This is a genomic window from Caballeronia sp. LZ024, from assembly GCF_031451455.1.
Classification (GTDB): domain Bacteria; phylum Pseudomonadota; class Gammaproteobacteria; order Burkholderiales; family Burkholderiaceae; genus Caballeronia; species Caballeronia telluris.
The window spans coordinates 402,001-418,375 of the sequence record NZ_JARUXL010000001.1 but is presented as its reverse complement, the minus strand read 5'-3'; the positions used below and the strand labels follow the sequence as shown (position 1 = coordinate 418,375).

The 16,375-nt window shown below is 62.5% G+C and carries 18 protein-coding genes and 1 other RNA gene; 5 read left to right on the top strand and 14 right to left on the bottom strand.

Translation table 11 applies throughout. The annotated features are described in order from the left end of the window. Positions 1-80: 80 nt before the first annotated feature. Entirely contained in the window at positions 81-1,139 is a 1,059-nt protein-coding gene (gene ruvB / locus QCE48_RS01985) for a Holliday junction branch migration DNA helicase RuvB (RefSeq protein ID WP_309786407.1), read from the top strand. On the opposite strand, the gene QCE48_RS01980 is transcribed toward ruvB, so the two are convergent. Genes QCE48_RS01980 through tyrS form a run of 3 tightly spaced genes read right to left on the bottom strand, consistent with a single transcriptional unit; the run spans position 1,136 to position 3,532 of the window. After that, entirely contained in the window at positions 1,136-1,795 is a 660-nt protein-coding gene (locus tag QCE48_RS01980; protein WP_309786408.1) for a histidine phosphatase family protein, read from the bottom strand. The genes ruvB and QCE48_RS01980 overlap by 4 nt on opposite strands. Positions 1,796-1,828: 33 nt before the next feature. Beyond that, positions 1,829-2,272 (bottom strand): D-aminoacyl-tRNA deacylase, encoded by a 444-nt coding sequence (gene dtd / locus QCE48_RS01975; RefSeq protein WP_309786409.1) that lies wholly within the window; start codon positions 2,270-2,272, stop codon positions 1,829-1,831. Between the two features lie 3 nt (positions 2,273-2,275). Beyond that, the gene (gene tyrS, locus QCE48_RS01970) at positions 2,276-3,532 is read right to left on the bottom strand and encodes a tyrosine--tRNA ligase (RefSeq protein WP_309786410.1); all 1,257 of its coding nucleotides are present in this window, start codon (positions 3,530-3,532) and stop codon (positions 2,276-2,278) included. A gap of 345 nt (positions 3,533-3,877) precedes the next feature. Here tyrS and QCE48_RS01965 point away from each other — a divergent pair, with 345 nt between their 5' ends. Beyond that, the gene (locus QCE48_RS01965; protein WP_309788298.1) at positions 3,878-5,008 is read left to right on the top strand and encodes an anhydro-N-acetylmuramic acid kinase; all 1,131 of its coding nucleotides are present in this window, start codon (positions 3,878-3,880) and stop codon (positions 5,006-5,008) included. A 79-nt stretch (positions 5,009-5,087) separates the two neighbouring features. Here QCE48_RS01965 and erpA read toward each other — a convergent pair whose 3' ends face one another. The 3 genes from erpA to rplM form a co-directional block, all read right to left on the bottom strand. Next, on the bottom strand, positions 5,088-5,453 hold the full coding sequence (gene erpA, locus QCE48_RS01960; protein ID WP_309786411.1) for an iron-sulfur cluster insertion protein ErpA: 366 nt from the start codon (positions 5,451-5,453) through the stop codon (positions 5,088-5,090). 199 nt (positions 5,454-5,652) lie between these two features. Beyond that, positions 5,653-6,045, bottom strand: coding sequence for a 30S ribosomal protein S9 (gene rpsI / locus QCE48_RS01955; protein ID WP_309786412.1), 393 nt, complete (start codon positions 6,043-6,045; stop codon positions 5,653-5,655). An 11-nt stretch (positions 6,046-6,056) separates the two neighbouring features. Then, complete coding sequence (rplM, locus tag QCE48_RS01950) at positions 6,057-6,485, bottom strand: 50S ribosomal protein L13 (RefSeq protein WP_309786413.1); 429 nt, start codon at positions 6,483-6,485, stop codon at positions 6,057-6,059. A 611-nt stretch (positions 6,486-7,096) separates the two neighbouring features. On the opposite strand from rplM, the gene QCE48_RS01945 reads away from it, so the two are divergent. After that, complete coding sequence (locus QCE48_RS01945; RefSeq protein WP_309786414.1) at positions 7,097-7,519, top strand: OsmC family protein; 423 nt, start codon at positions 7,097-7,099, stop codon at positions 7,517-7,519. Positions 7,520-7,588: 69 nt separating this feature from the next. Here QCE48_RS01945 and rnpB read toward each other — a convergent pair. From rnpB to pyrC, 3 genes are all read right to left on the bottom strand, one after another. Next, an RNA gene (gene rnpB / locus QCE48_RS01940) (RNase P RNA component class A) lies at positions 7,589-8,002 on the bottom strand. Positions 8,003-8,054: 52 nt separating this feature from the next. After that, entirely contained in the window at positions 8,055-8,882 is an 828-nt protein-coding gene (locus QCE48_RS01935) for a DUF3025 domain-containing protein (protein ID WP_309786415.1), read from the bottom strand. A 21-nt stretch (positions 8,883-8,903) separates the two neighbouring features. After that, a complete protein-coding gene (gene pyrC / locus QCE48_RS01930) occupies positions 8,904-9,989 on the bottom strand; it encodes a dihydroorotase (RefSeq protein ID WP_309788299.1) in 1,086 nt (361 codons plus the stop codon). Between the two features lie 252 nt (positions 9,990-10,241). Between pyrC and QCE48_RS01925 the strand changes: the two genes are divergently transcribed. Together QCE48_RS01925 and QCE48_RS01920 are read left to right on the top strand one after the other, a co-directional pair. Continuing rightward, entirely contained in the window at positions 10,242-11,135 is an 894-nt protein-coding gene (locus tag QCE48_RS01925; protein WP_309786416.1) for a class II glutamine amidotransferase, read from the top strand. A 60-nt stretch (positions 11,136-11,195) separates the two neighbouring features. Then, positions 11,196-11,531, top strand: a complete 336-nt coding sequence (locus tag QCE48_RS01920) for a YegP family protein (RefSeq protein WP_309786417.1) — start codon at positions 11,196-11,198, stop codon at positions 11,529-11,531. Positions 11,532-11,596: 65 nt separating this feature from the next. Here the strand turns inward: QCE48_RS01920 and QCE48_RS01915 are convergent, their stop codons facing one another. The 5 genes from QCE48_RS01915 to QCE48_RS01895 all read right to left on the bottom strand — a co-directional run bounded on the left by QCE48_RS01915 (position 11,597) and on the right by QCE48_RS01895 (position 16,278). Beyond that, a complete protein-coding gene (locus tag QCE48_RS01915; protein ID WP_087629378.1) occupies positions 11,597-12,322 on the bottom strand; it encodes an amino acid ABC transporter ATP-binding protein in 726 nt (241 codons plus the stop codon). Continuing rightward, positions 12,319-12,996, bottom strand: coding sequence for a glutamate/aspartate ABC transporter permease GltK (gene gltK, locus QCE48_RS01910; protein WP_309786418.1), 678 nt, complete (start codon positions 12,994-12,996; stop codon positions 12,319-12,321). Before gltK ends, QCE48_RS01915 begins: the two co-directional genes overlap by 4 nt. Next, positions 12,996-13,736, bottom strand: coding sequence for an amino acid ABC transporter permease (locus QCE48_RS01905; RefSeq protein WP_309786419.1), 741 nt, complete (start codon positions 13,734-13,736; stop codon positions 12,996-12,998). Before QCE48_RS01905 ends, gltK begins: the two co-directional genes overlap by 1 nt. A 71-nt stretch (positions 13,737-13,807) precedes the next feature. Next, a complete protein-coding gene (locus QCE48_RS01900; protein WP_309786420.1) occupies positions 13,808-14,701 on the bottom strand; it encodes a glutamate/aspartate ABC transporter substrate-binding protein in 894 nt (297 codons plus the stop codon). Between the two features lie 263 nt (positions 14,702-14,964). Continuing rightward, on the bottom strand, positions 14,965-16,278 hold the full coding sequence (locus QCE48_RS01895) for a Glu/Leu/Phe/Val dehydrogenase (RefSeq protein WP_309786421.1): 1,314 nt from the start codon (positions 16,276-16,278) through the stop codon (positions 14,965-14,967). Between the last annotated feature and the right edge of the window lie 97 nt (positions 16,279-16,375).

Sequence of the window (16,375 nt, the reverse complement as noted above, 5' to 3'; positions counted from 1 at the left end):
GCTTCGCACGGCCGCGCGCGCCGCGACACTAGGCCGTTCGGCCAGCTTTGCGTGCAACGGGCACGCTGTACAATCGAAGCATGATCGAAACCGACAAACTCGCCGCCGAACGCATCATTTCGGCCACGCCCGTCTCGCCGAACGAGGAAGCGTTCGAGCGCGCGCTGCGTCCGCGCCAGCTCGACGAATACGTCGGTCAGGAGAAGGTGCGCGGCCAGCTCGAAATTTTCATCGAAGCGGCGAAACGCCGTTCCGAAGCGCTCGACCACGTGCTTCTGTTCGGCCCGCCGGGCCTCGGCAAGACGACGCTCGCGCACATCATCGCACGCGAAATGGGCGTGAACTTGCGGCAGACGTCGGGTCCGGTGCTGGAACGCGCCGGCGACCTCGCGGCGCTCCTGACCAATCTCGAAGCAAACGACGTGCTGTTCATCGACGAGATTCACCGGCTGTCGCCGGTCGTCGAAGAAATTCTGTATCCGGCACTCGAGGATTATCAGATCGACATCATGATCGGCGAAGGGCCGGCCGCGCGCAGCGTCAAGCTCGATTTGCAGCCGTTCACGCTGGTCGGCGCCACGACGCGCGCGGGCATGCTGACCAATCCGCTGCGCGACCGCTTCGGCATCGTGTCGCGGCTCGAGTTTTATAACGCGAGCGAACTGGCGCGCATCGTCATGCGTTCGGCATCGCTTTTGAAGGCGGAGATCGTGCCCGAAGGCGCGCTCGAAATCGCGAAGCGTTCGCGCGGCACGCCGCGGATCGCGAACCGGCTGTTGCGCCGGGTGCGCGACTTCGCCGAAGTGAAGGCGGACGGCAACATCACCGCGCCGGTGGCGGACGCCGCATTGAAAATGCTCGACGTCGATCCGGTCGGCTTCGACCTGATGGACCGCAAGCTGCTGGAAGCAATCCTGCACAAGTTCGACGGCGGTCCGGTGGGCGTCGACAATCTCGCGGCGGCGATCGGCGAGGAGCGCGACACCATCGAAGATGTGCTCGAACCGTATCTGATTCAGCAGGGCTTCCTGCAACGCACGCCGCGCGGACGCGTCGCCACGTTGCTGACGTATCGCCACTTCGGTCTCGCCGCGCCCGATGCAGGCCCGGTCCGCGATCTGTGGGACACGAACGGCTAGGCGGTCTTCCGGAGGCCGTCGTCGCTGGTATCCGTGGATAGATGCGCGATGTCACCCCACGCCACGACCGACGCCGTACCGGGTTCGAAATCCGCGATATTGATGCTGCAATTGAGCAGCGGCCACTTGCGCGGCTCCTGGAGCGCCACGCGCATCGCGAACCGGTAGACACAATCGAGCACGCCGCCATGCGCGACGCACGCGACGCGCCCGCCCGGATGCGCCGCCACGATCGGCTCGACCGCATGCAGCACGCGATGATAGAAGGCGCGCTGCGACTCGCCGCCCGGCGGCGCAAAGCCGGGATCGCGCGTCTGCCATTCGGCGTATTCGTCGGGAAACTTCTGGCTGATCTCGTCGCTGTCGTGGCCCTGGAACGCGCCGTACCAGCGCTCGCGCAATCCTTCGCTTAAGTGCAGCGGCAAGCCGAGCGCGTCGGCGAAAGGGCGCGCGGTCTGCTGCGCGCGTTGCAGGTCGCTCGAATAGACCGCATCCAGCCGCGCGCCCGCCTTCACATCGCGCACGATGCGCGCCGCGAGTTGCCCGGCTTGCATCAAACCGTGCGCATTGAGCGGAATGTCAATGTGGCCCTGAATGCGCTTGATGCTGTTCCAGTCGGTTTCGCCGTGCCGGATAAAGAGGATTTGCGTGGTCATGAGCGCCTGGATTGGGTTATCGATGGTCGACGATCACGGGCGCACTTGCAGCCAGAACGTGACCGGCCCGTCGTTCACGAGCGACACCTGCATGTCGGCGCCGAATTCGCCCGTCTCGACGACCGGATGGTTCGCGCGCGCCTTCGACACGTAGTAGTCGAAGAGCCGCTTGCCTTCGTCGGGCGGCGCCGCGGGCGTGAAGCTCGGACGCAGGCCGCTCGACGTATCGGCAGCGAGCGTGAATTGCGAGACGAGCAGGACGCCGCCATTGACGTTCTGCACCGACAGATTCATCTTGCCCGCCGCGTCGCTGAATACGCGATACGCGAGCATCTTCGCGAGCAGTTTATTGGCGACCGCTTCGGTATCGCCGCGTTCGGCGCACACGAGCGCGAGCAGGCCCGCGTCGATCGCGCCCGTCACGCGCTCGCCGACGCGCACTTCCGCGCGCCGAACCCGCTGGATCAGCGCGATCACCGCTTACGCCGTCAGCGTGACGCGCGCGAAGCGGCGCTTGCCGACCTGCACAACGAATTCACCCGCTTCGACTTTCAGGCCCTTGTCGGAAACCGTCGCACCGTCGATCTTCACGCCGCCCTGCTCGATGTTGCGCAACGCCTCGCTCGTCGACGGCACGAGTCCCGCCTGCTTCAGCAACTGGCCGATCGCGACCGGCGCGCCCGCGAGCGTCACCGACGCAATATCGTCCGGCACGCCGCCCTTCGCGCGACGGTTGAAGTCGTCGAGCGCGAGTTCCGCATCGGCGGCCGAATGGAAGCGCGTCACGATTTCCTGGCCGAGCATCACCTTGAAATCGCGCGGATTGCGCCCTTCTTCCGCTTCCTTTTTAAAGCGCGCGATTTCTTCGATGCTGCGAAACGACAGCAGCTCGAAGTAACGCCACATCAGCGTGTCGGAGATGCTCATCAGCTTGCCGAACATGTCGGCGGGTTTTTCGCTAATGCCGATGTAGTTGTTCTTCGACTTCGACATCTTTTCGACGCCATCGAGCCCTTCGAGCAGCGGCATCGTCAGGATGCACTGCTGTTCCTGACCGTACTGCTTCTGCAATTCACGACCGACCAGCAGGTTGAACTTCTGGTCCGTGCCGCCGAGTTCGAGGTCGGCGTTCAACGCGACCGAGTCGTAGCCCTGCATCAGCGGATACAGGAATTCGTGGATCGAAATCGGCACGCCGCCCTGAAAGCGCCGCGTGAAGTCCTCGCGTTCCAGAATGCGCGCGACCGTGTAGCGCGACGCGAGCTTGATCATGCCGTCGGCGCCGAGCGGCATCGACCATTCGCTGTTGTAGCGAATCTCGGTCTTCTCGCGGTCGAGCACGAGCGACGCCTGATCGAAATACGTCCTCGCATTCGCTTCGATCTGCTCGCGCGTGAGCGGCGGGCGCGTCGCGTTGCGGCCCGACGGATCGCCGATCAGCGAAGTGAAATCGCCGATCAGGAAGATCACCGTGTGCCCGAGATCCTGCAACTGCCGCATCTTGTTCAGCACGACCGTATGGCCGATGTGGATGTCCGGCGCGGTCGGATCGAGGCCGAGCTTGATGCGCAGCGGCTTGCCCGTCGCGGCGCTTCGCGCGAGCTTCTGCGCGAATTCGTCTTCGATCAGCAGTTCGTCGCAACCGCGTTTGGCGATCGCGAGCGCAGCGCGGACGTCGTCGGTGATGGGGAAAGCTTGCGCCGCGGGCGCGGAGGATGCGGTGGAGTCAGTGGTCATGCTCGCGACTTGTGAAATGAAAATGGTTCGAAGGCCGTCTCGCGGCCCGGCCGGGCGATCCGGCATGAAAGCCGATTGGCCGACGCTGGCAGATGATGCTGCAAGGCAATTGCGTAAAGTGAATGCAACTGCTTGTTCAGGCAAAGGATTTTACGCGATGACGCCACGCTTCGCCCCGTTTTTGCCCGTGGCACGCGCATAACGAGGTACTCGGCCAATTCTGACGCACCTTAACGATTCGCCCCGATGCGCGGATAATCGCGCTTGATCGACGAAACCGGCATCGGCCGCAACTATGTGCATGGGACCAGACAGGAGACGAGCGTGGGACGAAAACCCGAGGCAATCGAAGCGGGCAAGGCGGACGGCGTTTATTTCGGTCTGATGTCCGGCACGAGCATGGACGGCGTCGACGGCGTGGCCGTCCAGTTCGTGACCGGCAAGCCTCCGGTCGTATTGGGCGAAGCGCACGTGAGCTTTTCGCAAGGCCTGCGCGACGCGCTGTTCGCGCTGCAGGCGCCCGGCGAGAACGAAATCGAACGCGCGGCGCTCTGTGCGAACGCGCTCGCGACGCGCTACGCCGTCTGTTGCCACGAACTGCAGAGCATGAGCAACTGCTCGGCGACGAAAGTGCGCGCGATCGGCGTGCACGGACAGACGGTGCGGCATCGGCCGGAGAAGGGCTACACCACGCAGATCAACAATCCCGCGCTACTCGCCGAAATGACAAACATCGACGTAATCGCCGATTTTCGGCGCCGCGATGTCGCCGCGGGCGGCCAGGGCGCGCCGCTCGTGCCGGCGTTCCACGCGACGGTGTTCGGCGCGAAGGGCGAGACACGCGTCGTCTGCAATCTCGGCGGCATCAGCAATATCACGATTCTGTCGGCGGATGGCTCGGTGCGCGGCTTCGATTGCGGACCGGCAAACGCGCTGCTTGACGAATGGGCGCACCGGCATCTGCAAAAGCCCTACGACGAAGGCGGTCATTTCGCGGCGCAGGGCGAGGTGAACCGCCCGCTTCTGAACGCGTTGCTCGACGAACCGTTCTTCGGGCAATTGCCGCCCAAGAGCACCGGGCGCGATCTGTTCAATCCGCCTTGGCTCGATGCGAAGCTGGCGGCGTTCGCGGGCGTCGCACCCGCCGACGTGCAGGCGACACTCGTCGCGCTGACGGCGGTGAGCGTCACTCGCGAGATTCAGCGGCATGCGCCCGACACGCGCGCCGTCTACGTCTGCGGCGGCGGCGCACGCAATTCCGTGCTGATGAGCGCGATCCAGCAGGCGCTGGAAGAGGTCGGCGTGCCGGGCGTGCCGGTGATGACGACCGAAGCGCTCGGCGTGCCGCCGCAGCAGGTCGAAGCCCTCGCTTTCGCGTGGCTCGCGATGCGATGCGTCGCGCGCGAGCCCGGTAATCTCGCGGCCGTGACCGGCGCTTCCGGCGATCGCGTGCTGGGCGCGATTTATCCGCATTGAAGCGGCTTCGGTTTCATCGGCGCAATAAAAAACGGAGCCCAGAGGCTCCGTTTTCTCTACCGCGTCCAGCGCGGAACGATCACACCGAGAAGGACGAGCCGCAGCCGCAGGTCGTCGTCGCGTTCGGGTTCTTGATCACGAACTGCGCGCCGTTGAGGTCGTCCTTATAGTCGATCTCGGCGCCGACCAGATACTGGTAGCTCATCGAGTCGATCAGGAGTTGCACGCCGCTCTTGTCCATCACGGTATCGTCTTCGTTGACAGCTTCGTCGAACGTGAAACCATACTGGAAACCCGAACAGCCGCCGCCCTGCACGAACACGCGCAGCTTCAGCTCCGGATTGCCTTCTTCGTCGATCAGTTGCTTGACCTTGTCGGCGGCGGCGTCGGTGAAGACGAACGGCAACGGCATTTCGGTCGTGGGGGTGTCGGTGACAGCGTTCATTCGAACTCTCCAAAAAAGCTTCTATCCGTCATTGTAGGGCTGATCTCAATATTGTGCTGGAAGTCCATGTAATCAATGGGCTATATGCACAGTCGCCGAATCGCCCGCTCCAATGAAAAAAGCCGCCAGGCGCATGACGCCGGCGGCTTTTCGCAGCAGGTTCGCTTTCGACCAGCAAAGCGAAACGCGCAGATACGGCTTAACGCTTCGAGAATTGCTTCCTGCGGCGTGCCTTGTGGAAACCGACCTTCTTACGTTCCACTTCACGCGCATCACGCGTGACGAAGCCAGCGTTCGACAGTTGCGACTTCAGCGTCAAGTCGTAGTCCATCAGCGCGCGAGTGATGCCGTGGCGAACCGCGCCGGCCTGACCCGTTTCGCCGCCGCCCGACACGTTGACCTTGATGTCGAACGTGACAGCGTGGTTCGTGAGTTCCAGCGGCTGACGCACGATCATCAGCGACGTTTCGCGCGAGAAGTAATCAGCGATGGGCTTGCCGTTGACAACGATGTCGCCCTTGCCTGCCTTGATGAAGACACGTGCGACGGCGCTCTTGCGGCGGCCCGTACCGTAGTTCCAGTTACCGATCATGTGGGCTCCCCTTAGATCTCGAGCGCTTTAGGCTGTTGAGCCGTATGCGGATGCGTTGCGTCGGCGTAGACCTTCAGCTTCTTGATCATCGCGTAGCCGAGCGGACCCTTCGGCAGCATGCCCTTCACGGCCTTCTCGAGCGCGCGGCCCGGGAAGCGTTCTTGCATCTTGCCAAACGTCGTTTCGTAGATGCCGCCCGGGTAACCCGAGTGACGGTAGTACTTCTTGTCCGTGGTCTTGTTGCCCGTGACCTTCAGCTTGCCGGCGTTGATGATGATGATGAAATCACCAGTGTCGACGTGCGGGGTGAACTCGGGTTTGTGCTTGCCGCGAAGACGGCGTGCCACTTCGCTGGCGACACGGCCGAGAACCTTATCCGTCGCGTCAATCACGTACCATTCACGCGTCACCTCATGGGCTTTTGCGGAAAACGTCTTCATGATCGATCCAAAAAAATAACTGTGCCCTTGATGTCCCGCTTGTATGAATGTTGCGCATCGAGGCGCGTGCAGGCTCTCCCTGAGCTCCCTCCGCGGGCATGGTGCGAAGAGAACTTTGAATTATAAGGGGTTTTCTGGTATCGAGTCAAAGCTTGCTCGAATGCGCTGCGTGCGCGAGGGAAAAGGCGAAAAAAAGCCCGGGCAGCTGAGGCTCGGGCTTAATCCACCAAAGGAGGAGTGGAGGAGACGCGGTAGAGATGTCGAACTGCGACAACCAATGAGCCGAGTATAGGCAGGCGGTTACTGTAAAGCAAGAAATTTTGCATGGTGAGAGCTGATTTCATAATTCGAAATTCGTGACATATGCGTGACAGCGATTGTTTTCCTTTTTAAAACAACCAACTAGATTCGCTCCACGCTGCTCGTCCAAGCAGATCGACGCATTAGAGGACCTGTTCAGTCTGACGAGCCGCTCCACGCTGCTCATACCGCACGGTTGATATCCGCGCCGTCAACCCGTATATGCGCTTATCGGCGGCGTGCCGGAAACGACCGACCCGTTACAATGTAGTTTTGTAAAACAACGTCTTGAGTTGCGCTGGAGCCTGAGCATGGAATGCAAAGTAAGCTGGATGGGACAGGATGGCATGGCGTTCGCAGCCGAAACCGGCAGCGGCCACCTCGTCACGATGGACGGCGCACCCGACGGCGGCGGCCGCAACCTGGCCCCGCGTCCGATGGAAATGGTGCTGCTCGGCACGGGCGGCTGCACGGCCTACGACGTCGTCATGATCCTGAAGAAGAGCCGTCAGGAAGTCGCCGGATGCTCGGTCACGCTCAAGGCCGAGCGCGCGAGCGAAGACCCGAAGGTCTTCACGAAGATCCACTTCCACTTCACGGTGACGGGCAAGAACCTGAATCCGGCGACCGTCGAGCGGGCGATCAACCTGTCGCACGACAAATACTGCTCGGCGTCGATCATGCTCGCGAAGTCGGCCGAATTGACTCATTCGTTCGATATCGTCGCGATCTGATCGCAGCGAAGCAGGCCAGATGCAAAAAGCCGGCGTCATCACTGACGCCGGCTTTTTGACTTTGAGCGAAGGCAAAGCAGGCCGATAAGCCGGATTCTGTGCACGCAGCGCATCCGAAGACGCGCTGTGCGTGGCAGTCATTCCTCTAGACGCGCCATTGCTGACGCGTTCAAGCTTCCTACCCGCAGACGAAACGGGGGCCCCGTCCTGCATCCCGAAGATGCGCGCCTGCCTACTTGGAATTGCTCCGGGTGGAGGTTACCGTGCCGGTCTGTCTCGCGACAGCCGCGGTGCGCTCTTACCGCACCGTTTCACCCTTACCTGATCCCGATTTGCATCGGGCCATCGGCGGTTTGCTTTCTGTTGCCCTGTTCCGCGTGTCGCCACGGATGGCCGTTAGCCATCACCCTGCCCTGTGGAGTCCGGACTTTCCTCGCCCTTCCCGGCCGAAACCGGAAAAGCCGCGACTGCCTGGCCTGCTTTGCTGCACGAATTTTAACATGGGGTGGAAGCCGACCCGTCGCGAACGCGCGGTTCACCGGTGGCGCCGGCCGGGGCGGAATACCGAGACATCGTCGTAGAACGCCGTCGATTCGTTCGCCGGCCACCAGCCCGGCACGCCCAGAACGGGCAGCGGCGCGAAATCGCGGCTTGTCGGCGGCGTGGCGAGCAGCCTGTCCGCGATGCGCTCGTCGAGCAGCGCGCGACGTTGCGCTTCGTCGGCGGAGAAATAGGCGGGCGGCACTTCGACGATCCACGCGTGGCCCGTGCACGCCTTGTACGGCCCGACCAGCTTTTCCAGCAGCGCGTGGCCGAAAACGCGCGATTCGCAGCGTTCGCCCCACGCGTCGCGGCCGTTCACGAAGAGCGACTGCCAGTCGAACCCGCGCAGCGCTTCCGACACACCCGCGTCACATGACGCAAAAAGCACCGCGTTTTCGTCGAAGAGCGTGAGCGCGTCGCGCAGCCCGCCGCGCGTCGGTCCGATGCCGAGCGCGTCGATTTCCCCGGCTTGCAGCGCATTCAACGCCGCCTTGATCCGCGGATACTGGAACCACATCGACGCGTTGAAGAAATCGTGCAGATTGTGGCGCGTCGGGACGCAACCGGTCGCGGCAATGTGTCCTTCGTAGGACGCGCCCGGCGGCAGATCGTCCTGTGCGATGAACGACAGCGCCTTGCCGCGGCCAGTCGAAAGCGCGGCGCGGCGTGCGTCGACGTTGAGCGCGCTTAGATAGGTGGCGTAGTCGATAAGCGCCGCTGTCTGCCAACGCGCGCCCCGCTCGGCGAGCGGCGCAAGCCACGGCTGGCTCCAGTCGACGCGCGCAAACGCCGTGTATGGATCTGCGGCGGTTTCCTGCATGCCCGAACGATCCACAAGCGCTTAAACCTGCCGCCAGCCGATCGACTCGCCGCCGCGCAGCGGCACGACTTCCGTGTCGCCGGCGGCGAACTGGGCCGGCAGCGTCCACGATTCGCGACGCAGCGTCACCGTCTCGGTGCTGCGCGGCAGACGATAGAAATCGGGGCCGTAAAAGCTCGCGAAACCTTCCAGCTTGTCGAGCGCGCCGGCCTGATCGAAGGCTTCGGTGTAGAGCTCCAGCGCATGCAGCGCCGTATAGCAACCCGCGCAGCCGCACGCGTGCTCCTTCAAGCCCTTCGGATGCGGCGCGCTGTCGGTGCCGAGGAAAAAGCGCGGATTACCCGAGATCGCCGCTTCGACGAGCGCCACGCGATGCGTCTCGCGCTTCAACACGGGCAGGCAGTAATAGTGCGGACGAATCCCGCCGAGAAAAATCGCGTTGCGGTTGTACAGCAGGTGATGCGCGGTGATCGTCGCGCCGAGGGTGCCGTCCGGGCCGCTCGCGTCGCGCACGTACTCGGCGGCGTCTTTCGTCGTGATGTGCTCGAACACCACCTTCAGCGCCGGAAAATCGCGGCGCAACGGCGTCATCACGCGGTCGATGAAGACCTTCTCGCGATCGAACAAGTCGATCGCGGGGTCGGTCACTTCGCCGTGCACGAGAAGCGGCATGCCGGTTTCCTGCATCGCTTCGAGCGTCTTCGCGCACTTCGCCAGGTCGGTCACGCCCGCGTCCGAGTTGGTCGTCGCGCCCGCCGGATACAGCTTCACGCCGTGCACGAAGCCGCTTTCGCGCGCGCGACGGATTTCGTCGGGCGGCGTGTTGTCGGTGAGATAGAGCGTCATCAACGGTTCGAAGCGCGCGCCGGGGCCGTCCTTCGGCAACGCGGCCAGAATCCGCTCGCGATACGCGGCGGCCATTTCCGTCGTCGTCACCGGCGGGCGCAAGTTCGGCATGATGATCGCGCGGCCGAACTGGCGCGCGGTGTGCGGCAGGACGGCGGCGAGCATCGCGCCGTCGCGCACGTGCAGATGCCAGTCGTCGGGGCGCGCGATGGTGAGCGTGGCGGGAGACTGCGATTCGGAAGCGGCGTGTTGAGCGGACATGGCGGTTTTGGCGGCGAAGACGATCGGTTTGCGGGACACGAGCCTTCAGCGATATCGATAGCGGCGCGGCGCGTGATGGAAGCGGCACGGGAGCGGCATCGAAGCGATATCGGGAAAAATCGCCGTGGAAAATCAGCAACGATGCCCGCGGGCAGCCGGATGATCGATATTTTCGGGCGTGGGCTCGGTGATATGCTTGTGAGACAGCATTGTAACAATTCGCTCCAACACCCAGCCTGCAGCCCCAGCAACATGTGCCAACTTCTTGGAATGAACTGCGCGGAGCCGACCGACGTGACGTTTTCGTTCACGGGTTTCGCGGCGCGCGGCGGCGTCACCGATCACCACGCCGACGGCTGGGGCATCGCCTTCTTCGAAGACAAGGCATGCCGACTGTTCATCGACCATCAATCGTCGGCCAGCTCGCCGCTCGCGGAGATGGTCAAGCGCTATCCGATCAAGTCGAAGAACACGATCGCGCATATCCGCAAGGCGACGCAAGGGCACATCCTGCTCGAAAACTGCCACCCGTTTTTGCGCGAACTGTGGGGCCGCCACTGGATCTTCGCGCACAACGGCGACCTGAAAGGCCATGCGCCGCAGTTAGGAGGCGTCTACCAGCCGGTCGGCACGACCGACAGCGAACTCGCGTTTTGCGCGTTGCTGCAAGGCTTGCGCGAAGCGTTCCCCGGTTCGCAGCCGCCGCTCGACGAACTCTTCGACGCGCTCGCCACGCTCACGCGCGAGATCACGCAGTACGGCGTGTTCAATTTCCTGATGTCGAACGGTCAGGCGCTCTTCTCGCATTGCTCCACGCATCTCTATTATCTGGTGCGCAGCTGGCCGTTCTCGACCGCGCATCTGATCGACGCCGACATGTCGATCGACTTCGCGAAGTACACGACGCCGGAAGACCGCGTCGCGGTGATCGCGACCTCGCCGCTCACCGACAACGAAATCTGGACCCGCTTCGCCCCCGGCGATCTCGCGATGTTTCAGAAAGGCGCGCTGCAGAAAACCGTGAATATTCCCGTGCCGGAAGAGGTGGCGAAAAAGGCCGCCGAGCCGCTTTGCAAGGTCTGCGTGGAATCGGCGTTGAAGATCGAAACGAGCGCGGCGGTCGAGACGGCGCTCGGCATCGAATAGCATCGACTGGTTGCGTCGAACCCTCCGACTCAAGCTTCATCCACCGCGAAAGGAAGCGCCATGTCAGGAAAATTCGTGATCGACAAAGCGAGCAACGGGCAGTTCTATTTCAACCTGCGCGCCGGCAACGGCGAACCGATCCTGCGAAGCGAGTTGTACGTGACGCGCGCGTCGGCGGAGCACGGGATCGAATCCGTGCGCAAGAACGCGCCGCTCGACGAGCGCTATCAACGCAAGGACAACACCAAAGGCGAACCGATGTTCACGCTCAAGGCCGGCAACCACGAAGTGATCGGCGTGAGCGAAAGCTACAGCAGCGCGTCGGCGCGTGACAACGGCATCGAGTCGGTGAAGAAGAACGCGCCCGACGCCACCGTTCAGGACAATACGAAGTAACGCTCACAAGAAAACGGCCTCTTTTGCAAGAGGCCGTTTTTCCATTGCAGCGAGCGAAACGAAGCTCAGTGCAGGATCTTCGCGAGGAAATCCTTCGCGCGATCCGACTTCGGGTTCGCGAAGAACTCTTCCTTCTTGTCGTCTTCCACGATGAGCCCCTTGTCCATGAAGACCACGCGATGCGCGACCTTCTTGGCGAAGCCCATTTCGTGCGTGACGCACATCATCGTCATGCCTTCCTGCGCCAGTTCGACCATCACGTCGAGCACTTCGTTGATCATCTCCGGATCGAGCGCGGAGGTGGGTTCGTCGAAGAGCATCGCGATCGGATCCATCGACAGCGCGCGCGCAATCGCCACGCGCTGCTGCTGACCGCCCGACAACTGGCCCGGATACTTCTCGGCGTGAGCACGCAATCCGACGCGATCCAGGAGCTTCAGCCCCTTCGCCATCGCTTCGTCGTTCGAGCGGCCGAGCACCTTGATTTGCGCGAGCGTCAGGTTCTGCACGATCGACAGATGCGGGAACAGTTCGAAGTGCTGGAACACCATGCCGACCTTCGAGCGCAGCTTCGACAGATTCGTCTTCTTGTCGCCGACGGACTGGCCGTTGATCGTGATCTCGCCCTTCTGGAACGGCTCCAGGCCGTTCACGGTCTTGATTAGCGTCGACTTGCCCGAGCCCGACGGGCCGCACACGACGACCACTTCGCCCTTTTTCACTTCGGTCGTGCAGTCGGTCAGCACCTGGAACGGGCCGTACCACTTGGAAACATTTTTCAAAGAGATCATCTTGCGACCTTTTTCTGAAGACTTTTGACTAGGGCCGATGCCAGCACGCAGACCACGAAATAGCATGCCCCGGCGAAAAGGACCATCTCGACGGTCGTGCCGTCACGGTCGCCCACGTTCGTCGCCGTGCGGAAGAAGTCCGCGAGGCTGATCACGTAGACGAGCGACGTGTCCTGAAAGAGCACGATGGCCTGCGTGAGCAAGAGCGGCACCATCGCGCGGAACGCCTGCGGCAAAACGACGAGCTTCATCGCCTGCGCGTAGGTCATGCCGAGCGCGAACGCCGCGTTCACCTGTCCGCGCGAGACCGACTGAATGCCCGCGCGAATGATCTCCGAATAATAAGCGGCCTCGAAGAGCGAGAACGCGACCATCGCGGAGGCGAGCCGGATGTCGATGTCGGCCGAGAGCCCGAGCACATTCTGCAGGAACTGCGGCACGATCAGGAAGAACCACAGCAGCACCATCACGAGCGGAATCGAGCGAAACAGCGTGACGTAGATGTTCGCGAACCATTCGAGCGGCTTGACGCCCGAGAGCCGCATCAGCGCGAGCACCGTGCCCCAGACGATACCCACGACGATGGCGAGCACCGTGATCTGCAGCGTGATGATCGCGCCGGTCCAGAGCGTCGGCAAGGCGCCGATGACGCCACTCCAGTTGAAATGATGCATCACTTGCCTCCGATGTAGCCGGGCAACCGGGTCTTTGCTTCGACCCAGCGCATCAAGAGCATGACGATCAGGTTGATCAGCATGTAGGCGAGCGTCACCGCGATGAACGACTCATACGTCTGCGCCGTGTAGTCGACGAGCTGGCGCGCCTGCGCCGACAAGTCGAGCAGACCGATGGTCGACGCGACCGCCGAGTTCTTGAACACGTTGAGGAATTCCGACGTGAGCGGCGGCACGATGATGCGGTACGCCACGGGCATCAGCACATAGCGATACGTCTGCCACTGCGTGAGCCCCATCGCGAGGCCGGCGGCGCGCTGGCCGCGCGGCAGCGCGTTGATGCCCGAGCGCACCTGCTCGCACACGCGCGCGCCGGTAAAGAGCCCGAGACAGATGATCGACGACGAAAAGAACTGCGCGGTCGGCGGCAGTTGCTTGAACCAGTTTCCGATGGAAGGCGGCAGCAGTTCCGGAATCACGAGATACCAGATGAAGAACTGCACGATCAGCGGAATATTGCGGAAGATCGCCACGTAGACCGTGCCGATGCCCGCGAGAAAGCGATTCGGGACCGTGCGCAAGATGCCGAACAGCGAACCGATCACGAGCGCGATCACCCACGCGGCGAGCGACACCGTGACGGTCACCCAGAAGCCGGAAATCAGCCAGCCAAGGTAGGTCGTGGGCTCCCCGGTCGATACCGGACTCAGCAGGATGCCCCAGTTCCAGTGATAAGACATGGACTCACTCCAAAAGAAAACGGAAGAAGCGCGACGCTCCTTCCGTTCCGTTCACCCGATACCCGGACAGGTTAGTCGATTGCCTTGTCATTCGGGCTCTTGAAGAGAGCCTTGATGTCGTCGCTTTCGGGGAAGTTGAGGTTCAGGCCCTTCGGCGGAATCGGGCTTTCGAACCACTTCTTGTAGATCTTGTCCGCGTCGCCCGAGGTTTCGACCTGCGCGATCGCATCATCGACGACCTTCTTGAACTCCGGATCGTTCTTGCGGATCATGCAGCCGTAGGCTTCATGCGACTGCGGCGCGCCGACGATCACGAAGTCGTTCGGCGTGTTCGACTTCGCGCGCTCGCCTGCGAGCAGCGCGTCGTCCATCATGAACGCCACGGCGCGGCCGGTCGACAGCGTCAGGAACGACTCGCCGTGATCCTTCGCGCTGATGATGTTCATGCCCATGTTCTTGTCCTGGTTCATCTTGCGAAGCAGGCGCTCGGACGTGGTGCCCGCGGTCGTCACGACGGTCTTGCCCTTCAGGTCGGCCCAGTCCTTCACGCCCGAATCCTTCTTGGTCATGAGGCGCGTGCCGATCACGAAGATCGTGTTCGAGAACGAGACCTGCTGCTGGCGCTCGGCGTTGTTCGTCGTCGAGCCGCACTCGATATCGACCGTGCCGTTCTGCACGAGCGGAATGCGGTTCTGCGACGTGATCGGCGTGAGCTTCACCTTCAGGTCGGACATGCCGAGCTTCTTCTTGACGGCGTCGACCACCTTCAGCGCGAATTCATGGGAGTAACCGACGACGTTCTGCTTGTCGTCGTAGTACGAAAACGGAATCGACGATTCGCGGTGACCCAGCGAAATCACCCCGGTGTCCTTGATCTTCTTCAGCGTGCCGGCATCCTGAGCGTAAGCGCCCGTGGCGAGAAAACCCAGTGCGGCGAGCGTGAGCGCAACTTTTTTAATCTTCATTTGTTCGATCTCCTGTGGCGAAAACGGGGCAAGTTTAGCAGGGTAATTATTCTGAAAGAATGATTGTTAACCACACGTCTCAAAATTTGAATCCACCGCGCCACACGCCCTGCGACGCGCATTCTAACTGTAGTTTCCATGCAAAAGCAGGCGGCATTCCGCGCGGGATGCCGCCTGCTTTTTTAAAGGGCGCGAACAACGCCTTGCGCGCCCGTCCATGCGGCGCACGAAGGCGAAACAATGCGCGCAAACTGCGCAGTCGATCACGGATAAAGACCGCGCATCTCGCGCGCCATCAGGATCCGCGAACAGGCGACGATGAACGCGGCCGTGCGCACAGACACCTTGTGTTCGCTCGACACTTGCCAGACCGCGGCGAACGCCTCGCGCATCACGCGTTCGAGCCGCTGGTTGATTTCGTCCTCGGTCCAGAAGAAGCTCGAGAAATCCTGCACCCACTCGAAGTACGAGACCGTCACGCCGCCCGCGTTCGCCACCACGTCCGGGATCACGAGGATGCCCTTGTCGTGGAGGATGTCGTCCGCGGCGGTGGTCGTCGGACCGTTCGCGCCTTCCACGACGATCTTCGTCCTGATCTTCGACGCGTTCTTCTCGGTGATCTGCCCTTCGAGCGCGGCCGGAATCAGGATGTCGCTTTCGATCGTCCAGAACTCGTCGGCGGAAACCGGGTCCGCGCCGGTGAAGCCGCCCACGCCGCCGTGCTTCGCGACGTGATCGAGCAGCGCGGCCGTGTCGATGCCCTGCGAGTTATGCAGCGTACCCGTGTGGTCCTGCACGGCGATCACGCGCGCGCCGGCTTCCTGGAAGAGCCGCGCCGCGATGCCGCCGACGTTGCCGAAACCCTGCACCGCGATGCGCGCGCCTTCGATATCGAAGCCGATGCGCCGCGCCGCTTCCGTGCCGACCACGAACACGCCGCGTCCGGTCGCTTCCTTGCGGCCGAGCGAGCCGCCGAGCGAGATCGGCTTGCCGGTCACGACGCCGGTGGCCGTGCTTCCCTGGTTCATCGAGTACGTGTCCATCATCCACGCCATGATCTGCTCGTTCGTGTTCACGTCCGGCGCGGGAATGTCGGTGTTCGGTCCGATGATGATGCCGATTTCGCTGGTGTAGCGGCGCGTCAGGCGTTCGAGTTCGCCGCGCGAGAGCGTGCGCGGATCGACGCGGATACCGCCCTTCGCGCCGCCATACGGCACGTTCACGGCCGCATTCTTCACCGACATCCACGCGGACAGCGCCATCACTTCCGAGAGCGTCACGTCCTGGTGGTAACGCACGCCGCCCTTGCCGGGACCGCGCGACATGTTGTGCTGCACGCGATAGCCCTCGAAATGGGCGACGGTGCCGTTATCGAGTTCGATCGGGCAATCGACGATGAGAATGCGCTTCGGACGCTTGAGCGTTTCGATCCAGCGCGAGAGGGAACCGAGATACGGCGCGACGCGGTCGACCTGCTTCAGATAGTTGCCCCACGGGCCGAGATCGTCGGCGTGAAGGTACGACGGAATGGCGTGTTGGGCGGCGGGTGACGGCAGGTCGTGCTTCGGAGATGACATTTACGCTCCAGCGTTTTGGGCAATGCGCACATTGTCGAAAAACGCTGTTTCGAAATCCAATGCCGTTTCCTTATCCGATTATGCGTTTCGCGCATAA

Bases quoted from the DNA above. Each gene is read 5' to 3' on its own strand.
- ruvB (WP_309786407.1), top strand. From the start codon at position 81: ATGATCGAAACCGACAAACTCGCCGCCGAACGCATCATTTCGGCCACG.
- QCE48_RS01980 (WP_309786408.1), bottom strand. From the start codon at position 1,795: ATGACCACGCAAATCCTCTTTATCCGGCACGGCGAAACCGACTGGAAC.
- tyrS (WP_309786410.1), bottom strand. From the start codon at position 3,532: ATGACCACTGACTCCACCGCATCCTCCGCGCCCGCGGCGCAAGCTTTC.
- erpA (WP_309786411.1), bottom strand. From the start codon at position 5,453: ATGAACGCTGTCACCGACACCCCCACGACCGAAATGCCGTTGCCGTTC.
- rpsI (WP_309786412.1), bottom strand. From the start codon at position 6,045: ATGATCGGTAACTGGAACTACGGTACGGGCCGCCGCAAGAGCGCCGTC.
- rplM (WP_309786413.1), bottom strand. From the start codon at position 6,485: ATGAAGACGTTTTCCGCAAAAGCCCATGAGGTGACGCGTGAATGGTAC.
- QCE48_RS01945 (WP_309786414.1), top strand. From the start codon at position 7,097: ATGGAATGCAAAGTAAGCTGGATGGGACAGGATGGCATGGCGTTCGCA.
- QCE48_RS01935 (WP_309786415.1), bottom strand. From the start codon at position 8,882: ATGCAGGAAACCGCCGCAGATCCATACACGGCGTTTGCGCGCGTCGAC.
- pyrC (WP_309788299.1), bottom strand. From the start codon at position 9,989: ATGTCCGCTCAACACGCCGCTTCCGAATCGCAGTCTCCCGCCACGCTC.
- QCE48_RS01925 (WP_309786416.1), top strand. From the start codon at position 10,242: ATGTGCCAACTTCTTGGAATGAACTGCGCGGAGCCGACCGACGTGACG.
- QCE48_RS01920 (WP_309786417.1), top strand. From the start codon at position 11,196: ATGTCAGGAAAATTCGTGATCGACAAAGCGAGCAACGGGCAGTTCTAT.
- QCE48_RS01915 (WP_087629378.1), bottom strand. From the start codon at position 12,322: ATGATCTCTTTGAAAAATGTTTCCAAGTGGTACGGCCCGTTCCAGGTG.
- gltK (WP_309786418.1), bottom strand. From the start codon at position 12,996: ATGCATCATTTCAACTGGAGTGGCGTCATCGGCGCCTTGCCGACGCTC.
- QCE48_RS01905 (WP_309786419.1), bottom strand. From the start codon at position 13,736: ATGTCTTATCACTGGAACTGGGGCATCCTGCTGAGTCCGGTATCGACC.
- QCE48_RS01900 (WP_309786420.1), bottom strand. From the start codon at position 14,701: ATGAAGATTAAAAAAGTTGCGCTCACGCTCGCCGCACTGGGTTTTCTC.
- QCE48_RS01895 (WP_309786421.1), bottom strand. From the start codon at position 16,278: ATGTCATCTCCGAAGCACGACCTGCCGTCACCCGCCGCCCAACACGCC.